Source organism: Roseateles asaccharophilus (assembly GCF_004362405.1).
Taxonomy (GTDB): Bacteria; Pseudomonadota; Gammaproteobacteria; order Burkholderiales; family Burkholderiaceae_C; genus Kinneretia; species Kinneretia asaccharophila.
Genome location: NZ_SNXE01000006.1, coordinates 91,484 through 106,433, shown reverse-complemented (window position 1 = coordinate 106,433; position 14,950 = coordinate 91,484). Strand labels below are relative to the sequence as shown.

The 14,950-nt window shown below is 66.7% G+C and carries 16 protein-coding genes and 1 tRNA gene; 8 read left to right on the top strand and 9 right to left on the bottom strand.

Going from position 1 to position 14,950, the window contains the following annotated elements; genetic code table 11:
- Positions 1 to 8: 8 nt before the first annotated feature.
- Positions 9 to 680, bottom strand: a complete 672-nt coding sequence (gene cheD / locus DFR39_RS13600) for a chemoreceptor glutamine deamidase CheD (RefSeq protein WP_133604121.1) — start codon at positions 678 to 680, stop codon at positions 9 to 11.
- A 44-nt stretch (positions 681 to 724) separates the two neighbouring features.
- Positions 725 to 1,558: a CheR family methyltransferase gene (locus tag DFR39_RS13595; protein ID WP_133604120.1), complete on the bottom strand. Its 834-nt coding sequence runs from the start codon at positions 1,556 to 1,558 to the stop codon at positions 725 to 727.
- A gap of 193 nt (positions 1,559 to 1,751) precedes the next feature.
- Between DFR39_RS13595 and DFR39_RS13590 the strand changes: the two genes are divergently transcribed.
- The 3 genes from DFR39_RS13590 to DFR39_RS13580 are packed head-to-tail and all read left to right on the top strand — an operon-like array spanning position 1,752 to position 3,704.
- Entirely contained in the window at positions 1,752 to 2,486 is a 735-nt protein-coding gene (locus DFR39_RS13590) for a GGDEF domain-containing protein (protein WP_133604119.1), read from the top strand.
- Positions 2,483 to 3,277, top strand: coding sequence for a MinD/ParA family protein (locus tag DFR39_RS13585; protein WP_133604118.1), 795 nt, complete (start codon positions 2,483 to 2,485; stop codon positions 3,275 to 3,277). Before DFR39_RS13590 ends, DFR39_RS13585 begins: the two co-directional genes overlap by 4 nt.
- Before the next feature lie 13 nt (positions 3,278 to 3,290).
- The gene (locus tag DFR39_RS13580) at positions 3,291 to 3,704 is read left to right on the top strand and encodes a group II truncated hemoglobin (RefSeq protein WP_133604117.1); all 414 of its coding nucleotides are present in this window, start codon (positions 3,291 to 3,293) and stop codon (positions 3,702 to 3,704) included.
- Positions 3,705 to 3,714: 10 nt separating this feature from the next.
- Here the strand turns inward: DFR39_RS13580 and DFR39_RS13575 are convergent, their stop codons facing one another.
- Positions 3,715 to 4,368 carry a Smr/MutS family protein gene (locus DFR39_RS13575; protein ID WP_246030830.1) on the bottom strand — a complete coding sequence of 218 codons (654 nt, stop codon included), beginning with the start codon at positions 4,366 to 4,368 and terminating at the stop codon, positions 3,715 to 3,717.
- Entirely contained in the window at positions 4,365 to 5,039 is a 675-nt protein-coding gene (gene radC / locus DFR39_RS13570; RefSeq protein WP_133604116.1) for a RadC family protein, read from the bottom strand. The genes DFR39_RS13575 and radC overlap by 4 nt, the downstream gene beginning before the upstream one ends.
- An 80-nt stretch (positions 5,040 to 5,119) precedes the next feature.
- Between radC and DFR39_RS13565 the strand changes: the two genes are divergently transcribed.
- From DFR39_RS13565 to DFR39_RS13550, 4 genes are all read left to right on the top strand, one after another.
- On the top strand, positions 5,120 to 5,569 hold the full coding sequence (locus DFR39_RS13565) for an FKBP-type peptidyl-prolyl cis-trans isomerase (RefSeq protein ID WP_133604115.1): 450 nt from the start codon (positions 5,120 to 5,122) through the stop codon (positions 5,567 to 5,569).
- Entirely contained in the window at positions 5,569 to 6,543 is a 975-nt protein-coding gene (gene ispH, locus DFR39_RS13560; protein WP_133604114.1) for a 4-hydroxy-3-methylbut-2-enyl diphosphate reductase, read from the top strand. Before DFR39_RS13565 ends, ispH begins: the two co-directional genes overlap by 1 nt.
- Before the next feature lie 89 nt (positions 6,544 to 6,632).
- Positions 6,633 to 7,928: a serine--tRNA ligase gene (gene serS, locus DFR39_RS13555; protein ID WP_133604113.1), complete on the top strand. Its 1,296-nt coding sequence runs from the start codon at positions 6,633 to 6,635 to the stop codon at positions 7,926 to 7,928.
- 87 nt (positions 7,929 to 8,015) lie between these two features.
- Positions 8,016 to 8,106 (top strand) — tRNA-Ser (locus tag DFR39_RS13550).
- Positions 8,107 to 8,165: 59 nt separating this feature from the next.
- On the opposite strand, the gene phnX is transcribed toward DFR39_RS13550, so the two are convergent.
- The 5 genes from phnX to DFR39_RS13525 are packed head-to-tail and all read right to left on the bottom strand — an operon-like array spanning position 8,166 to position 14,108.
- A complete protein-coding gene (phnX, locus tag DFR39_RS13545) occupies positions 8,166 to 8,984 on the bottom strand; it encodes a phosphonoacetaldehyde hydrolase (RefSeq protein ID WP_133604112.1) in 819 nt (272 codons plus the stop codon).
- 41 nt (positions 8,985 to 9,025) lie between these two features.
- On the bottom strand, positions 9,026 to 10,138 hold the full coding sequence (locus tag DFR39_RS13540) for a 2-aminoethylphosphonate--pyruvate transaminase (protein ID WP_133604111.1): 1,113 nt from the start codon (positions 10,136 to 10,138) through the stop codon (positions 9,026 to 9,028).
- A gap of 40 nt (positions 10,139 to 10,178) precedes the next feature.
- Positions 10,179 to 11,906: a putative 2-aminoethylphosphonate ABC transporter permease subunit gene (locus DFR39_RS13535; protein WP_133604110.1), complete on the bottom strand. Its 1,728-nt coding sequence runs from the start codon at positions 11,904 to 11,906 to the stop codon at positions 10,179 to 10,181.
- A 26-nt stretch (positions 11,907 to 11,932) separates the two neighbouring features.
- Entirely contained in the window at positions 11,933 to 13,039 is a 1,107-nt protein-coding gene (locus DFR39_RS13530; RefSeq protein ID WP_133604109.1) for a putative 2-aminoethylphosphonate ABC transporter ATP-binding protein, read from the bottom strand.
- A 31-nt stretch (positions 13,040 to 13,070) separates the two neighbouring features.
- Positions 13,071 to 14,108, bottom strand: coding sequence for a putative 2-aminoethylphosphonate ABC transporter substrate-binding protein (locus DFR39_RS13525; RefSeq protein ID WP_133604108.1), 1,038 nt, complete (start codon positions 14,106 to 14,108; stop codon positions 13,071 to 13,073).
- 160 nt (positions 14,109 to 14,268) lie between these two features.
- Between DFR39_RS13525 and DFR39_RS13520 the strand changes: the two genes are divergently transcribed.
- The gene (locus DFR39_RS13520) at positions 14,269 to 14,949 is read left to right on the top strand and encodes a phosphonate utilization associated transcriptional regulator (protein ID WP_133604107.1); all 681 of its coding nucleotides are present in this window, start codon (positions 14,269 to 14,271) and stop codon (positions 14,947 to 14,949) included.
- Position 14,950 lies beyond the last annotated feature (1 nt).

Here is a 14,950-nt window from a genome sequence, read left to right as displayed (position 1 = left end):
GCGCCGCCTTAGAACAGGTCGATGGAGCCGCCTGTGGCGACCACCGGCTGGGCCTTCTGGGCCGCGCTGCGATCCTGCTGGATCAGGGCTTCGGTATTTGTCGGGGCCAAGCGCTTGACCATGGCCTTGCCGCTGTGCGGCAGAAAACAGACCTTGCGTGGATAGACATCCAGCACGTCCTTGGATACCACGGGGATGCGCTCCAGCTTCAGAAAGTCCATCACGAAGTTGGTGTTGCGCTCGCCCACATTGATCGTGTTCATGCCCGCGATCACGGCGCCACCGCCAAAGATCTTGGCTTCCATGCGGCTCTTGGAGGCGCCGCGCTTCATCATCTCGTTGATCAGAAGTTCCATGGCATAGGAGCCATAGCGACCGGAGTCGCCCGTGCCCTCGGGCAGCATGAAGTGGTTCATGCCGCCGACCTGCGCTTGGCGATCCCAGAGGCAGGCGGCAATGCAGGAGCCCAGGGTGGTCATGACCAGCAGGTCTTCGTTGTCCACGAAGTACTCACCGGGCAACACCTTGACGGCGGCATTTTTGAAGTGCGCGTCATAAAAGAAGAACGAGGCCTCGCCGGCCTTGCGCGCCTGGGCCTTGAGCTGTGCGACCCGTGCAGCGCCGGCGCCGCTGCTGAGACTCAGGCCGGACTGGCTGGCTGGGGGCGGGGACGTAGTCATGAGGTGGTTCAGGCTTTCGTCGGTGTGTTGGACGTTGGGACGGCTCAGACCTTCTCGTAGATCGTCTTGCCGCGCAGCCTGAACAGGTCGCGCGACTCGGTGAAGTTCTCGGAATGGCCGACGAAGAGCAGGCCGTGCGGTTTCATGACACGGTGGATGCGTTCCAGCACCTTGCGCTGGGTGGGGGCGTCGAAATAGATCATGACGTTGCGGCAGAACACGATCTGAAAGGGATCACCCAGGGACCACTGCTGATCCATGAGGTTGAGTGTGCGGAACTCAATCCAGCGCTGCAGCTCGGGCTTGACCTTGATGCGGCCGGCGTTCGCCCCGGTGCCGCGCATGAAATAGCTCTTCAGACGCTGCTGCGAGAGGCCGCGCGCATCGGCGCTGTAGACCCCGCGACGCGCGGTATTGAGCACATTGGTGTCGATGTCGCTGGAGACGATTTGCACCGAGGCGCTGCCGCCCAGGGCCTCGTGGCAGGTCATGGCGATGGAGTAGGGCTCCTCGCCGGTGGAGGCGGCGCAGCACCAGATGCGCACCGGCTTGCCAGCCAGGGGCTTGAGGTCATCGGCCAGTGCGTGGAAGTGGTGCTCCTCGCGGAAGAAGGAGGTCAGGTTGGTCGTCAGGCAGTTGACGAACTCCTGCCACTCCTGCTCGGCCTCTGCGCCCGTGGTGGACTCCAGCCACTGCAGGTAGTTTGCAAAGCTGCGGTGTCCGGTGTCGCGCAAGCGTCGCGAGAGCCGGCTGTAGACCATGGCGTGCTTGCCCTCGTGCAGGCTGATGCCGGCGTGGCGGTAGATCAGCTGGCGCACGCGGTCGAAGTCCGCACGGCTGAAGCTGAACTCGTGGTCGATGGATTCAGTGCCAGCCATGTTTTTTTGCGCGTTGTTCGATGATGGTCGTGGGGATGGGACCGCGGCGTCAAGCGGATTGACCTTGATTTTGCATCTTGCGCCAGTGTCTGTGGCCTTGTGGCGCAAGATAGTGCGAAGTGGGTGGCATGTGCTGGTCTTTTTTCTCGGCTTGCCCCCACTTGCTCGCTGCTAGACTGGCCGGACTCCCTCCATGAGCGCCTTGGATACCACGTCTACACCCCCTTTGCCGATCGACGCCCGTTCCTTGCAGCTGGAGTCGGCCTTGCAACTGCTACAGCAGGCCGGCGCGCTTCTGCCCGAAGCCGAGCCCTACAGCCAGGTCTGGCTGCAGGGCGTGCTGGACGCCTTGTGCGACCTGTCGAGCAAGGACGCTTTGACGGGCCTGTCCAACCGCCGCAGCTTCGAGATGGCTCTGGCCCGCGAGGTGGACCGTGTGGCGCGCTCGGGCGAACCGGCTTTGCTGCTGATGCTGGATATCGATCATTTCAAGGCGGTCAATGACACCTATGGTCATTCCGCTGGCGATCTGGTCATTCAGGCGGTGGCGCGCGCCATCAGCCAGACCGTGCGTCCCATGGATACGGTGGCTCGCGTGGGGGGCGAGGAGTTCGCCATCATCCTGCCCAATTGCCCGCACAGCTACGGTGCGACCGTGGCGGAGCGTCTGCGTGAGCGGGTGGCTGATCAAAGGCTTGAGGTGTCGCCGGGGCAGCAGCTCCAGGTCACCGTGAGCTTGGGAGGCGCTTTCGCGCCTCAGTGGGTGAGGTCTTCGCCCTTGCTGTGGATTGAGCGGGCCGATCGCCAGCTCTACCGCGCCAAGGCCGAGGGTCGCAACCGCGCCTGTCTGGAACCTCACGTCGACTCTCTGGTCAGCGCGGAGGAGAGAGGCATGTTGTTTGCTGTAACGCAACAGGATAGTGAATGAGTACAACAACTGCTCCTGCTGCATCCCCTGCGCGGCCGCGTGCGGGCGCCCGCACGCTGGCCGTCACAAGCGGGAAGGGGGGCGTGGGCAAGACTTTTGTCACGGCCAATCTGGCGGCCGCCTTGGCGGCCCAGGGCCAGCGCGTGCTGGTGCTGGATGCCGATCTGGGTCTGGCCAATCTGGATGTGGTGCTGAACCTGCATCCCAAGCTGACCCTGCACGATGTCTTCACCGACAAGGCCACGCTGGACCAGGCCATCCTGCCTGCGCCGGGCGGTTTCTCGGTGCTGCTGGCCGGCTCGGGCATGGTCGAGTATTCCCGCCTCACGCCCGAGGTGCGCGACAAGCTGCTGAGCATCATTGAACAGGTCAAACCGCGCTTTGACTGGGTGCTGCTGGACACCGGCGCCGGCATCTCGGATGTGGTGCTGTTTGCCGTGGCCATGGCCCAGGACGTGTTGGTGGTGGCCACGCCCGAACCCACCTCGCTGACCGATGCCTACGCCACCATCAAGGTGCTGGCCACCCAGCAGGGGCGGCGCCAGGTGGGCTTGCTGGTCAATCAGGCGGGTCGACCCGGTGAGGGCAAGCTGATCTGCGGGCAGCTGCAGCAGGTGCTGCAGCGCTTCGTGGGCTCGGGTCAGCCATTCAGGCTGGACCTGATGGGCGAGGTTCGTTCCGATGTGTCGGTGCGCCAGGCCGTACTCAAGCGCCATCTGCTGCTGGAAAACTATCCGGGCAGCGATGCCGCCCAGGGCATCAAGGCGCTGGCCGCCCGCCTGCTGAGCTGAAAGCCGATTCGGCATGACACAGCAGGACAGCAAGACCGGCGTGCCGGCCGGTGTCACCACGGCCTATCAATGGGTGGGGGGCGAGGCCGCGGTGCGCACCCTGGTGGACCGTTTCTACGATCTGATGGACCTGGAGCCGGCCTATGCCGAGCTGCGGGCCCTGCATCCCAGCAGCACCGAGGGCTCGCGTGACAAGCTCTTCTGGTTTCTCTGCGGCTGGTTGGGCGGACCCGATTACTTTGTCGAACGCTTTGGCCACCCCCGGCTGCGCGCGCGGCACATGCCGTTTCGCATCGGCATTGCCGAGCGCGACCAGTGGATGGCCTGCATGATGCAGGCCATGGCGGAGTGCGAGCTCGACCCCGAGCTGCAGCGCCGCCTGAGCGAATCCTTCATGGGCACGGCCGACTGGATGCGCAACGTCTGAGCCGCCAGGCTCAGAGCGGCTGCAAGAGCACCATCAGGGCGCCGCTGCCGCCATCGCTGGCGCGGGCCTGGACAAAGGCCAGCACCTCGGCCTTCTGCACCAGCCAGCGCCGCACCCGGCTCTTGAGCACGGGCTCGCGGCCCGGCGAGCCATTGCCCTTGCCATGCACCACGCGCACGCAGCGCAGGCCGCGCTTGGCACTGTCGGCAATAAAGCCCCCCAGAGCCTCGCGCGCCTGGTCGCGGCGCAGGCCGTGCAGATCGATCTGGGCCTGCAGGGCCCAGTGACCGCGGCGCAGCTTCCTCACGGTGTCGGGCCCGATCTCGGGGCGACGGAAGGAGAGGGTCTCGTCGGTCTCCAGCAGGGAGTCCACATCGAAGTCGTCCGACAGGGCCTGCAGCAGGGCCGCACGCTCATCCGCCTCGCGCTGCAGGGGTTCGGGCGCGGGCAGGGGGCGCTGGTGCTCCACGCGCTCGCGGTGCTGAGGCTTGAGCGCAGTCACCGCGCCCACGGCCAGCTCGAAGGCACGCTGTTCCTGCGCCAGCAGCCGGGCCTGGGCGGCGCGGCGTTCGGCCTCTTCCTCGGCCAGACGGCGGGCCAGCTGCAGTTCGCGCTGCAAGGCCTTGAGGTCCTGCAGGCTGGACAGGCGCAGCTTGGCGTTCACATCAGCCCCCGCTCGGCCAGGGAGACGGGCTCACCGGCGCCCACCACCAGATGGTCCAGCACCCGCACATCCACCAGGGCCAGGGCCTTGCTCAGGGCCTCGGTGAGCTGGGCGTCGGCCCGCGAGGGCTCGGCCACGCCCGAGGGGTGGTTGTGCGCCAGGATCACGGCGGCGGCGCCCAGGGCCAGGGCGCGCTTGACGACCTCGCGTGGGTAGACCGAGGTCTGGGTGAGCGTGCCCTGGAACATTTCCTCCAGGGCAATCAGGCGATGCTGGGCATCGAGAAAGAGCACGGCGAAGACCTCATGACCATGGCCATCCAGCTGCAGGCGCAGGAACTGCTTGACGGCATCCGGGGAATCAAAGACGGGGCGCTGGGCCAGCTCGGCCCGCAAAGAGCGCCGGGCGATTTCCAGCAGGGCGGCAATCTCGGCCTGCTTGGCCGGCCCCAGGCCCTTGATGCGGGCCAGATCGGCCACCTGGGCGTGCAGCAGGCCGTGCCAGCCGCCAAAGCCGTCCAGCAGGTCCTGGGCTAGTTGCAGCACCGGGCGCTGGGCCGTGCCGGTGCGCAGCAGCAGGGCCAGCAACTCCGCGTCGGCCAGGGCGGCAGGGCCGCGCGCCAGCAGCTTTTCGCGCGGTCGGGCCTCGGGCGGCAGGTGGTCGAGCGGCATGGTCTGAGGGCGCTGGGCGGGAACAACAAAAAGGGTCAAGGCCTGGGCCTTAAAATCCCGCGCAGTCTAGCGAACAAACCATGACCCAGAATCTCATCCAGGCCGGATCCTTCCTGACCCTGCACTACCGCCTCTCGGGGCCAGATGGCGCGGACCTGGTCAATACCTTCAATGACAAGCCCGCCACCCTGTCCCTGGGCACGGGGGAGCTGGCGCCGGCCATCGAGGCCCGGCTGATCGGCCTGCCCGAGGGCGCGCGAACCCGTTTTGACCTGGCCCCCGGCGAAGCATTCGGCGAGCGCAATCCGGAGATGCTGCAGCGCGTCAAGCTGTCCCTGCTGCGTCAGCTGGGCGATCCGGACGAGGAGTACCACGTTGGCGATGTGGTGCAGTTCCCGACGCCGGACGGGCAAGGCAGCTATGCCGGCCTGGTGCGCGAGCTGGGCGAGGACTGGCTGCTGTTTGATTTCAACCACCCGCTGGCCGGCCAGCCGGTGAGCTTTGAAGTGCAAGTGATCGGAGTGCTGTGATGACGGGCGCTGTGACCCAGGAAGTGCTGCTGGCCGAACCGCGTGGTTTCTGTGCCGGCGTGGACCGCGCGATCGAGATCGTGGAGCGGGCCCTGCTCAAGTTCGGTGCGCCTATCTATGTGCGCCACGAGATCGTGCACAACACCTATGTGGTGAACGATCTGAAGTCGCGCGGCGCCATCTTCATCGAAGACCTGGCCGAGGTGCCGCCCGGCGCCACCCTGGTCTTCAGCGCCCATGGCGTGAGCCAGGCGGTGCGCCGCGAGGCGGCCGAGCGCGGCTTCAATGTCTTTGACGCCACCTGCCCCCTGGTGACCAAGGTGCATGTGGAGGTGGCCAAGCTGCGCAAGGAAGGTTATGAGTTCATCATGATCGGCCACAAGGGCCATCCCGAGGTGGAAGGCACCATGGGCCAGCTCAGCGACGGCATTTACCTGGTGGAAGAGGCTGCGGACGTGCCCCATGTGCGCGTCAAGGACCCGAGCAGGCTGGCGGTGGTGACCCAGACCACGCTGAGCGTGGACGATGCCGCCGAGATCCTGGCCGCCGTGAAGCATCACTTCCCGCAGGTGCGCGAGCCCAAGAAGCAGGACATCTGCTACGCCACCCAGAACCGCCAGGACGCCGTCAAGGTGCTGGCACCCCAGGTGGATGTGGTCATTGTGGTGGGCAGTCCCACCAGCTCCAACAGCAACCGCCTGCGCGAGCTGGCCGAGCGTCTGGGCACGCCGGGCTATATGGTGGACGCGGCCGAAGACCTGAAGGCGGAGTGGTTCGAGGGTCGGGCTCGCGTGGGCCTGACCGCCGGCGCCTCGGCGCCCGATGTGCTGGTCCAGGCCGTGATCGCGCGCCTGCGTGCCCTGGGCGCCACCAGCGTGCGCAGCCTGCCCGGCGTTGAAGAGCATGTGCGCTTCCCCCTGCCCATGGGCCTGGGCGACAAGTCCATGGCCGAAGTGAGTTCCTCCCGATCTTGAAGCCGGCGCTCTGACCTTTCATGAGCACGGCGCCCCACACGGTGGCGCCGTTTTGCTTCCCTAGAATCGCGACGAACAAAGGACAACCCATGCTTGATATCACCCTGCTGCGCAAGGACCTGGATGCGGTCATTGCCCGCTTGAATGCCCGCAAGAATCCCCAGCCCTATCTGGACGTGGAGCGCTACAAGGCCCTGGAGGCCGAGCGCAAGGGCGTGCAGACCCGCACCGAGGAACTGCAGTCGCGCCGCAACAGCCTGTCCAAGCAGATCGGCATGGCCAAGGGCAAGGGCGAGGATGCCTCGGCCCTGATGGTCGAGGTGGGCGGCATTGCCGACGAGCTCAAGGCCGGCGCCGAGCGCCTGGAGGCCATCCAGCTCGAGCTCAACACCATGCTGATGAGCGTGCCCAATCTGCCGGACGAGAGCGTGCCGGCCGGCACCGACGAGACGGGCAATGTGGAAGTGCGCCGCTGGGGCACGCCGCGCAGCTTCGACTTCGCGATCAAGGACCATGTGGACCTGGGTGCCCCCTTGGGCCTGGACTTCGAGACCGGCGCCAAGCTCAGCGGCTCGCGCTTCACCTTCCTCAAGGGCCCGGTGGCGCGCCTGCACCGCGCGCTCGCCCAGTTCATGCTGGACGTGCAGACCCAGGAGCATGGCTACACCGAGTGCTACACGCCCTATATCGTCAACCGCGAGGTGCTGGAAGGCACGGGCCAGCTGCCCAAGTTCAAGGAAGACATGTTCTGGGTGCTGCGCGGCGGTGAGGACCAGGCGGCCGAGCAGTACCTGATCTCCACCTCGGAAATCTCGCTGACCAATACCGTGCGCGAGCAGGTGCTGGACGCGGCCGAGCTGCCCATCAAGCTCACGGCCCACAGCCCCTGCTTCCGCTCGGAAGCCGGCAGCGCCGGCCGCGACACCCGCGGCCTGATCCGCCAGCACCAGTTCGACAAGGTCGAGATGGTGCGCATCGAGCATCCCGAACACAGCATGGCCGCGCTGGAGGAGATGACCCTGCACGCCGAGGCCATCCTGCAGAAGCTGGGTCTGCCCTACCGCACGGTGCTGCTGTGCAGCGGCGATATGGGCTTTGGCGCGGTCAAGACCTATGACCTGGAGGTCTGGGTGCCGGCGCAGAACACCTACCGCGAGATCAGCTCCTGCTCGAATATGGGCGCCTTCCAGGCCCGCCGCATGCAGGCCCGCTTCAAGAACGCGGCCGGCAAGAACGAGTTGGTGCACACGCTCAACGGCTCGGGCCTGGCGGTTGGACGCACCCTGGTGGCCGTGCTGGAGAACTACCAGAATGCCGACGGCAGCATCAGCGTGCCCGAAGTGCTGCGCCCCTATATGGGCGGTGTGGAGCTCTTGTGCGCCTGAAAGCTTTGCGTGTTTTGAAAAGTTCGCTATACTTGCGGGCTTCACTCACTGGCTGACAGCGAAGGCTGAGAGTCAGGCACCGATTTAGGAGAGGTGGCAGAGTGGTCGAATGTACCTGACTCGAAATCAGGCGTACGGTATCCCCGTACCGAGGGTTCGAATCCCTCCCTCTCCGCCAAGCAGCAAGCAAAAGACCCGCCTCGGCGGGTCTTTTGCTTTATGGCGCCGCTTGCGCTGTCAGGGCCGCTCGCCGCGGTCCAGGCGGGCCTGGATCTGCTCCAGCACCGGCAGCAGCTCGGCCACGCTGTCCACCACATAGTGCGCGCCCTCGGCCATCAGCTGGGCCGTGGCCCGCTCGCGCAGGTGCTGCTGCTCATTGGCGGGCAAGGCCTGCCACTCGGCCAGCGAGAGGCCCACGGCATTGCCGCTGACGGCCACGCCCACGGCCCAGGTGCCGGCATTGCGGCCCTCGGCCAGGCCCACGCCGGTGTCGTCTACCTTGACGACGGTGTGCGGAGGCCACACGCCCAGATCCGCAAAGCTGCGGTACATCATCAGCGGGCTCGGGCGGCCCGCTGCCAGGTCGCCGGCGCAGACCAGGTTGTCGGGCGCATAGCCAGCGCGCGCGGCGATGGGGGCCAGCACCTCCATGATGGGGCGGTTGTAGCCCGTGGTGGAGCCGATCTTCAAGCCCCGGGCGCGCAGCGTGGCCACCGTGTCCAGGGCGCCGGGGATGAAGTCGGCGAAGTCCGGGATCACGGCCGCATTCATGGGCGTGAAGACCTCGTAGAGATGGTCCACATCGGCATCGCTGAAGGGGCGGCCATGGCGAGCCTGCCATTGCGCGGCCACCTCGGGCAGGCGGCCCAGGGCTTGGATATGGTCCCACTTGGCCATGCCCATGGGGCCGCGGGCCTGGGCCACGGTGAGCGTGATACCGAAGCGCTCGAAGAGGCGCACGAAGGCGCCCATGGGCGCGCGCGAGCCGAAGTCCATGATGGTGCCGGCCCAGTCGAAGACCACGGCCTGGAGGCGATCGGAGTGCTGTTGTGTCATGAGTTTTCAGTGGCGATGTGAGGAGGCGAGGGCGGGGCGCGTCAGGCCGCCGCAGCCCGCACGCCCATGCCTTGCAACGCGCGGGCGATGGCGTCCACGGCCTGCTGCATTTCCTTCGGCCCGATGGCGCCGATGCAGCCCACGCGGAAGGTCTCGACCTCGGTGAGCTTGCCGGGGTAGAGCATGAAGCCCTGGGCCTTGGCGCTCGCGTAGAAGGCCTTGAAGTCGTAGTCCGCATGCTCGGGCGCGCGGAAGGTCAGGATGATGGGCGAGAGCAGCTCGGGCTTGAGAAAGGTCTGGAGGCCCAGGGCCGCCAGACCCTCGACCAGCACGCGCTGGTTGGCCTGGTAGCGCGCCAGGCGCGCGGCCTGGCCCCCTTCTTCGCGGTACTGGCTCAGTGCCTCGGCCAGGGCCGCCACCACATGAGTGGGCGGGGTGAAGCGCCACTGGCCGGTGCGTTCCATATAGGCATGCTGGTCGTGCAGGTCCATGGCCAGGGAGTGGCTGTTGCCGGCGCAGCCGTCCACGATAGCCTTGCGGATGAAGACGAAGCCCATGCCGGGCACGCCTTCCAGGCATTTGCCGCTGGCGGCGATCAGGGCGTCGAAGCGCAGGGCACGCGCATCGATGGGCAGGGCGGCGAAGCTGCTCATGGCGTCCACGATCAGGCCGCGGCCCAGGCGCTCGCAGACCTCGGCGATCTCGGCCAGCGGGTTGACGATGCCGGTGCCGGTCTCGCAATGGATCAGGCCCACATGGCTGATGCTGGGGTCTTCCAGCAGCAGGCGCTCCAGCTCCTGCGGGTCCACCGGCGCCTCTTCCGAGCGGCTGGCGATGGTGGTGCGCCGACCCATCAGGCTGGCCAGGCGGCCCATGCGCTTGCAGTAGGCGCCGTTGTCCAGCACCAGCAGATGGCCGTCGCGCGGCACGACGGTGGCCACGGCGGCTTCCACGCTGAAGGTGCCGCTGCCCTGCAGGGGCACGAGCACATGGCTGTCGCGGGCGTGCAGGATGTCCAGCAGCTCGCCGCGCACGCGGGCGGTGAGGGCGTTGAAGTCGGTGTCCCAGGAGCCCCAGTCCTTGAGCATGGCCAGCTTGGTGCGCAGGGTGGTGGTCAGGGGGCCGGGGGTGAGGAGGATGTTGTCGCGGTCCATGGCGGATGAGTCTTGGGGGTGTGTCGAGGGGCGCCGGGCTTCAGCGCTGGCGCCAGGCCTGGGTGCGCACCTGGGCCCAGCGGCCCAGCAGCAGATAGAGGCAGTTCACGGCCAGCGAGACGCCGACGATGAGCACCGCCATGGCGGTGGCCGCGCCGATTTCGCCGGCCTCGTCCAGGTTCAGGATGGCGACCGAGGCCAGCTTGGTGTCGGGCGAGTAGAGGAAGACCACGGCCGAGACCGTGGTCATGGCGTTGACGAAGAAGTAGCGCGAGACCTCGATCAGGGTGGGCAGGCAGATGGGCAGAGTGACGCGCCACAAGGTCGTGTAGAAAGGCACTTTGAGCGAGGCCGAGACGGCCTCGAACTCGGGGTCCAGGGCCTTGAGCGCGGTGACCATGGTCATATGGCCCGTGGTGTAGAAGTGCACCACGGTACACAGCACCAGCAGGGCGCCGCTCTGGTAGAGGAAGCTCAGCGGGTTGGCAGGCGCGTTGAAGAAGAAGATATAGCCCAGGCCCAGCACCAGGCCGGGCACGGCCATGGGCAGGCTGGCCAGCAGACGCACCAGGCTGCGCAGCGGGGCCAGGCCGCGGGTCTTCTCCAGCAGATAGGCGCCCAGAAAGACCAGCAACGGGCCCAGCAGGGCGCTGCCGGCCGCCAGCTTCAGGCTGTTGAACAGGGCGTCGCCCAGCTCCGCGTCCACGATACCCACCACATAGTGGTCCAGGCTGAGGCTCAGGTTGTAGGGCCAAAGTTTGACGAAGGAGGCATAGACCGCCATCAGGAACATGGCCAGCATCAGGGCCGCGATCAGGGCGCAGAAGGCCAGCATCAGGGCGTCGAAGCCGCGCGAGCGCTTAGGCACCAGGGCCACGGCGCGCGCGCCCAGCATGGCCGTCTGGCGGCGCTGCAGCCAGTGGTCCACACCAAAGCTCAGGGCGGCGGGCGTGAGCAGCAGCAGGGCGACCACGGCGCCACGCTGGAAGTCCTGCTGGCCTATGACGAGCTTGAACACATCGGTGGCCAGCACATTGAAGTCGCCGCCAATCACCTTGGGCACGCCGAAGTCCGTGATCACCAGGGTGAAGCTCAGCAGGGCGGCCGAGACCAGGCCGTACTTGGCGCCGGGCAGGGTGATGGTGATGAACTTGCGCCAGGCCGAGGCGCCCATGGCGTCGGCGCTCTCGTACAGGCGCGCATCGGCCAGGCTCAGGGCCGTGACCAGCACCATCAGCACATGGGGGAAGACCGCGAAGCACTGTGCCAGCACCAGGCCCGGTGCGCCGTAAATGCTCTCGAAGCCCAGGGCCTGCAGCAGGCTCTTGGCCACGCCCTGGTTGCCGAACCAGTAGATCAGGGAGATGGCCGAGAGCAGGGAGGGCGCCAGCAGGGGCAGCAGGCTGATGCTGCGCAAGAGGCCCTTGGCCGGCATGGCGCTGCGTGTGAGCCCGTAGGCGAAGACAAAGGCCAGGGGCAGCACGATGAGGGTGACCATCACCGAGACCCAGAGGCTGTTCCACAAGCTGGACAGCAGGCCCGGCGAGCCCAGATAGACCCAGAAATGGGCGAATGCACCACCCTGGCCGCCCTGGCTGAAAGCCTGGGCCAGCAGGGCCGCCAGCGGGCCACCGAGGCCCAGCAGCAGCAGGGCGCACAGGGCCAAAAGGCCCAGCTGGGCCAGGCGCTCGGCCAGCGGCACCCTCTGGCGCGGCGCGGCCCGCGCGGCACCGTCTTGCGGACCGAGGGGGCGGGAGGCGATGGACATGCTCAGAGAAGAGGTCGGGGTGCTGTTCACGATGCGCTGCCGGCGGCCGGGAACACGCGCAGGCGGTCGGTGCGCAGTGCAAAGCGCAGCTGCCGACCTGCGGCCACGCCGAACTCGTCCATCTGGTTGAGGGAGAACTGCAGGTCCACCGGCTGGTTGTCCAGGCCCTCGATGGCGATACGAGCCAGGCAGTTGCCGCCCAGGAACTCCACCTGCTGCACCTTGCCCCAGCACAGGCCGGGGTGGTCCTCGGGCAGTTGCTGCTCGATCATGCGGTCCTCGGGTCGCAGATAGAGCGCCAGGCGTGCGCCAGGGTGAAAGGCGGCAGTTTGTCCGCCGGAGCCCGGCGGGCAGTACCAGCGCTTGTTGCCGCAGCGCACCCAGTGATCTCCTTCGGACACGGCTTCCAGGCGGTTCACCTTGCCCACGAAGTCGGCCACGAAGGGCGAGGCGGGCTGGCGGTAGATCTCCAGCGGCGTGCCTACCTGCTCGATGCGCCCGGCATTCATCACCACGATGCGGTCGGCCACGGCCAGGGCTTCCTCCTGGTCGTGGGTCACCATGATGGTGGTCACGCCCAGGCGCTGCTGCAGGGCGCGAATCTCGTTGCGCAGATGCACGCGCACCAGGGCGTCCAGGGCCGAGAGCGGCTCATCCAGCAGCAGCAGACCCGGCGCCGTGGCCAGGGCCCGCGCCAGGGCGACGCGCTGCTGCTGTCCACCCGACATCTGGGCCGGGTACTTGGCGCCGGTGCCCGAGAGCCCCACCAAATCCAGCAGCTCCTCCACGCGGGCGCGTCGCCAGGCCCGGGTCTGGCCCTTGAGGCCATAGGCCACGTTCTCCGCAATCGTGAGATTGGGGAACAGGGCGTAGGACTGGAAGACGATGCCGTAGTCGCGACCCGCGGGCGGCTCGCGCGAGATGTCGCGGCCGTCCTGGATCAGGCGGCCGCAGCTCTGCTGCTCCAGGCCCGCGATGATGCGCAGCAAGGTGGTCTTGCCGCAGCCCGACGGGCCGAGAAAGCAGACGAACTCGCCGCGCCGGATGCTCAGCTGGATCTCGCTGAGGGCCTGGAAAGCGCCAAAGCGCTTGCCCAGGTCCTGCAGCTCCAGGTAGGGGGTGGAGACGCTCATGGTGGACCTGCCGTTCTGAAGGGCGCCGGACTTACTTGCGCTTCTCGCTCTTGCCGTCGTAGCGGCGGGTCCACTCGGCGAGCACGCGCTCACGCGCGATGGCCGACTCGTTGAAGTCCAGCTTCACCAGGCGCGACTCATAGTCGGCCGGGATATTGGGCAGCTTGGGCGCCACGCCGGGCTGAGCGGTGATGGCGAAGTTCTTGCCATAGAGCTTCATGGCGTCCTTGCTGGAAGCCCAGTCGGCCAGCTTCTTGGCGGCAGCGATCTTCTTGGTGCCCTTGTGAATGGCGAAGGCCTCCAGGTCCCAGCCCAGGCCCTCCTTGGGGAAGACCAGCTCGATGGGGGCGCCCTTGGCCTTGTTGGTGTGGCCGCGGTACTCGAAGGAGATGCCCGCCACATATTCGCCCGCGGCGGCCATATTGCAGGGCTTGGAGCCGGAGTGGGTGTACTGGGCGATGTTCTCGTGCAGCGCGTCCATGTACTTCCAGCCGCCGCCCTTGCCGTTGTCGTCACCCCAGAGCTTGAGCCAGGCCACGACGTCGAAGTAGCCGGTGCCGGAGGAGGCGGGGTTGGGCATCACGACCTGACCCTTGAACTCGGGCTTGAGCAGGTCCTTCCAGCTGGTGGGTAGGGGAATGTTGCGCTTCTTGGCCTCGACGGTGTTGAAGCACACGGTGGCGCCGAACACATTCATGCCCCACCACGCCGGGGGTGCGGACTTGTCGCGGTACTGGGGCATGATTGCGTCCAGGTTCAGCGGCGCGTAGGGCTCCAGCATGCCTTTGTTCTGCAGCAGGGCCAGGCTGGAGGCGGCCACGCCCCACACCACATCGGCCTGCGGATTGGCCTGCTCGGCCAGCAGCTTGGCGGTGATCACGCCGGTGGAGTCGCGCACCCACTTGATGTCCACCTCGGGATGCACTTGGTTGAAGGCGCTTTGGTAGGCCTTCAACTGGTCGGTCTCCAGCGCCGTGTACACGGTCAGCTGCACCTTGTCGGCCGCCATGGCGGCGGTGGCGAAAACCGTGCCCAGCAGGCCGGCCATGAACTTCTTGGCGAACGTCATCTTGATCTCCGTGGCAGAAAAGGACAGCCGCGTTTATGGCTTTTGCAAATGACAAACCCGTGTCACACAGGCAATGCAAGATCAAGGCCAAGGGTTTTTGTAGGTTGAATGTTGTCGATTGTCGACAATCTGTAGTCGGGTCTATACACTGGAGTCCGCCATGAACAGCCCCCGCCAGATCCAGCCCCTGATCGCACAACTGCAGTGCAATTCGCTTGCCAGTCTGGTGCAGGCGCATATCGAGCAGCAGATCCTGTCCGGCGCCCTCAAGGGCGGCGACAAGCTCACCGAGCAGCTGCTGGCCGAGCAGCTGGGCGTGTCTCGCGCACCGGTACGCGAGGCCTTCCGCATGCTGGAAGAGGCAGGCCTTGTGCGCACCGAGAAGAACCGCGGTGTCTTTGTGCGCGCCGTGTCCCTGGAGGAGGCGCTGGAGATCTTCGAGCTGCGCGCCATGATGGACCAGTATGTGGGCCGCAAGCTGGCCCAGACCCTGGGCGCCCCCGAGATTCGCGAGCTGCGCCGCATGGCCGACACCATGGAGCAGGCTGCCAAGAGCGATGACGCGGCCCTGTTCCACGAGACCAATCTGGCCTTCCATGACCGCATGCTGGAGCTCTCGGGCAATGCCAAGCTCTGCGCCGTCTACCGCAAGCTCACCAAGGAGCTGACCATGTTCCGGCGCCAGAACCTGAGCCACGAATCCATGGCGATCTACGCCCGCGAGCATCGGCAGATCGTCAAGGCCATCGCCTCGGGCGATGCCGAGGCGGCCGGCCAGGCCATGTTCGAGCATGTGATGAACAGCCGCGAGCGCACCCGCAAGCGTTTGGCAAGCGCCTGAG

Bases quoted from the DNA above. Each gene is read 5' to 3' on its own strand.
- ispH (WP_133604114.1), top strand. From the start codon at position 5,569: ATGACGGGCGCTGTGACCCAGGAAGTGCTGCTGGCCGAACCGCGTGGT.
- phnX (WP_133604112.1), bottom strand. From the start codon at position 8,984: ATGACACAACAGCACTCCGATCGCCTCCAGGCCGTGGTCTTCGACTGG.
- DFR39_RS13580 (WP_133604117.1), top strand. From the start codon at position 3,291: ATGACACAGCAGGACAGCAAGACCGGCGTGCCGGCCGGTGTCACCACG.
- DFR39_RS13590 (WP_133604119.1), top strand. From the start codon at position 1,752: ATGAGCGCCTTGGATACCACGTCTACACCCCCTTTGCCGATCGACGCC.
- DFR39_RS13540 (WP_133604111.1), bottom strand. From the start codon at position 10,138: ATGGACCGCGACAACATCCTCCTCACCCCCGGCCCCCTGACCACCACC.
- DFR39_RS13565 (WP_133604115.1), top strand. From the start codon at position 5,120: ATGACCCAGAATCTCATCCAGGCCGGATCCTTCCTGACCCTGCACTAC.
- radC (WP_133604116.1), bottom strand. From the start codon at position 5,039: ATGCCGCTCGACCACCTGCCGCCCGAGGCCCGACCGCGCGAAAAGCTG.
- DFR39_RS13520 (WP_133604107.1), top strand. From the start codon at position 14,269: ATGAACAGCCCCCGCCAGATCCAGCCCCTGATCGCACAACTGCAGTGC.
- cheD (WP_133604121.1), bottom strand. From the start codon at position 680: ATGACTACGTCCCCGCCCCCAGCCAGCCAGTCCGGCCTGAGTCTCAGC.
- DFR39_RS13525 (WP_133604108.1), bottom strand. From the start codon at position 14,108: ATGACGTTCGCCAAGAAGTTCATGGCCGGCCTGCTGGGCACGGTTTTC.
- DFR39_RS13530 (WP_133604109.1), bottom strand. From the start codon at position 13,039: ATGAGCGTCTCCACCCCCTACCTGGAGCTGCAGGACCTGGGCAAGCGC.
- serS (WP_133604113.1), top strand. From the start codon at position 6,633: ATGCTTGATATCACCCTGCTGCGCAAGGACCTGGATGCGGTCATTGCC.
- DFR39_RS13535 (WP_133604110.1), bottom strand. From the start codon at position 11,906: ATGTCCATCGCCTCCCGCCCCCTCGGTCCGCAAGACGGTGCCGCGCGG.
- DFR39_RS13595 (WP_133604120.1), bottom strand. From the start codon at position 1,558: ATGGCTGGCACTGAATCCATCGACCACGAGTTCAGCTTCAGCCGTGCG.
- DFR39_RS13585 (WP_133604118.1), top strand. From the start codon at position 2,483: ATGAGTACAACAACTGCTCCTGCTGCATCCCCTGCGCGGCCGCGTGCG.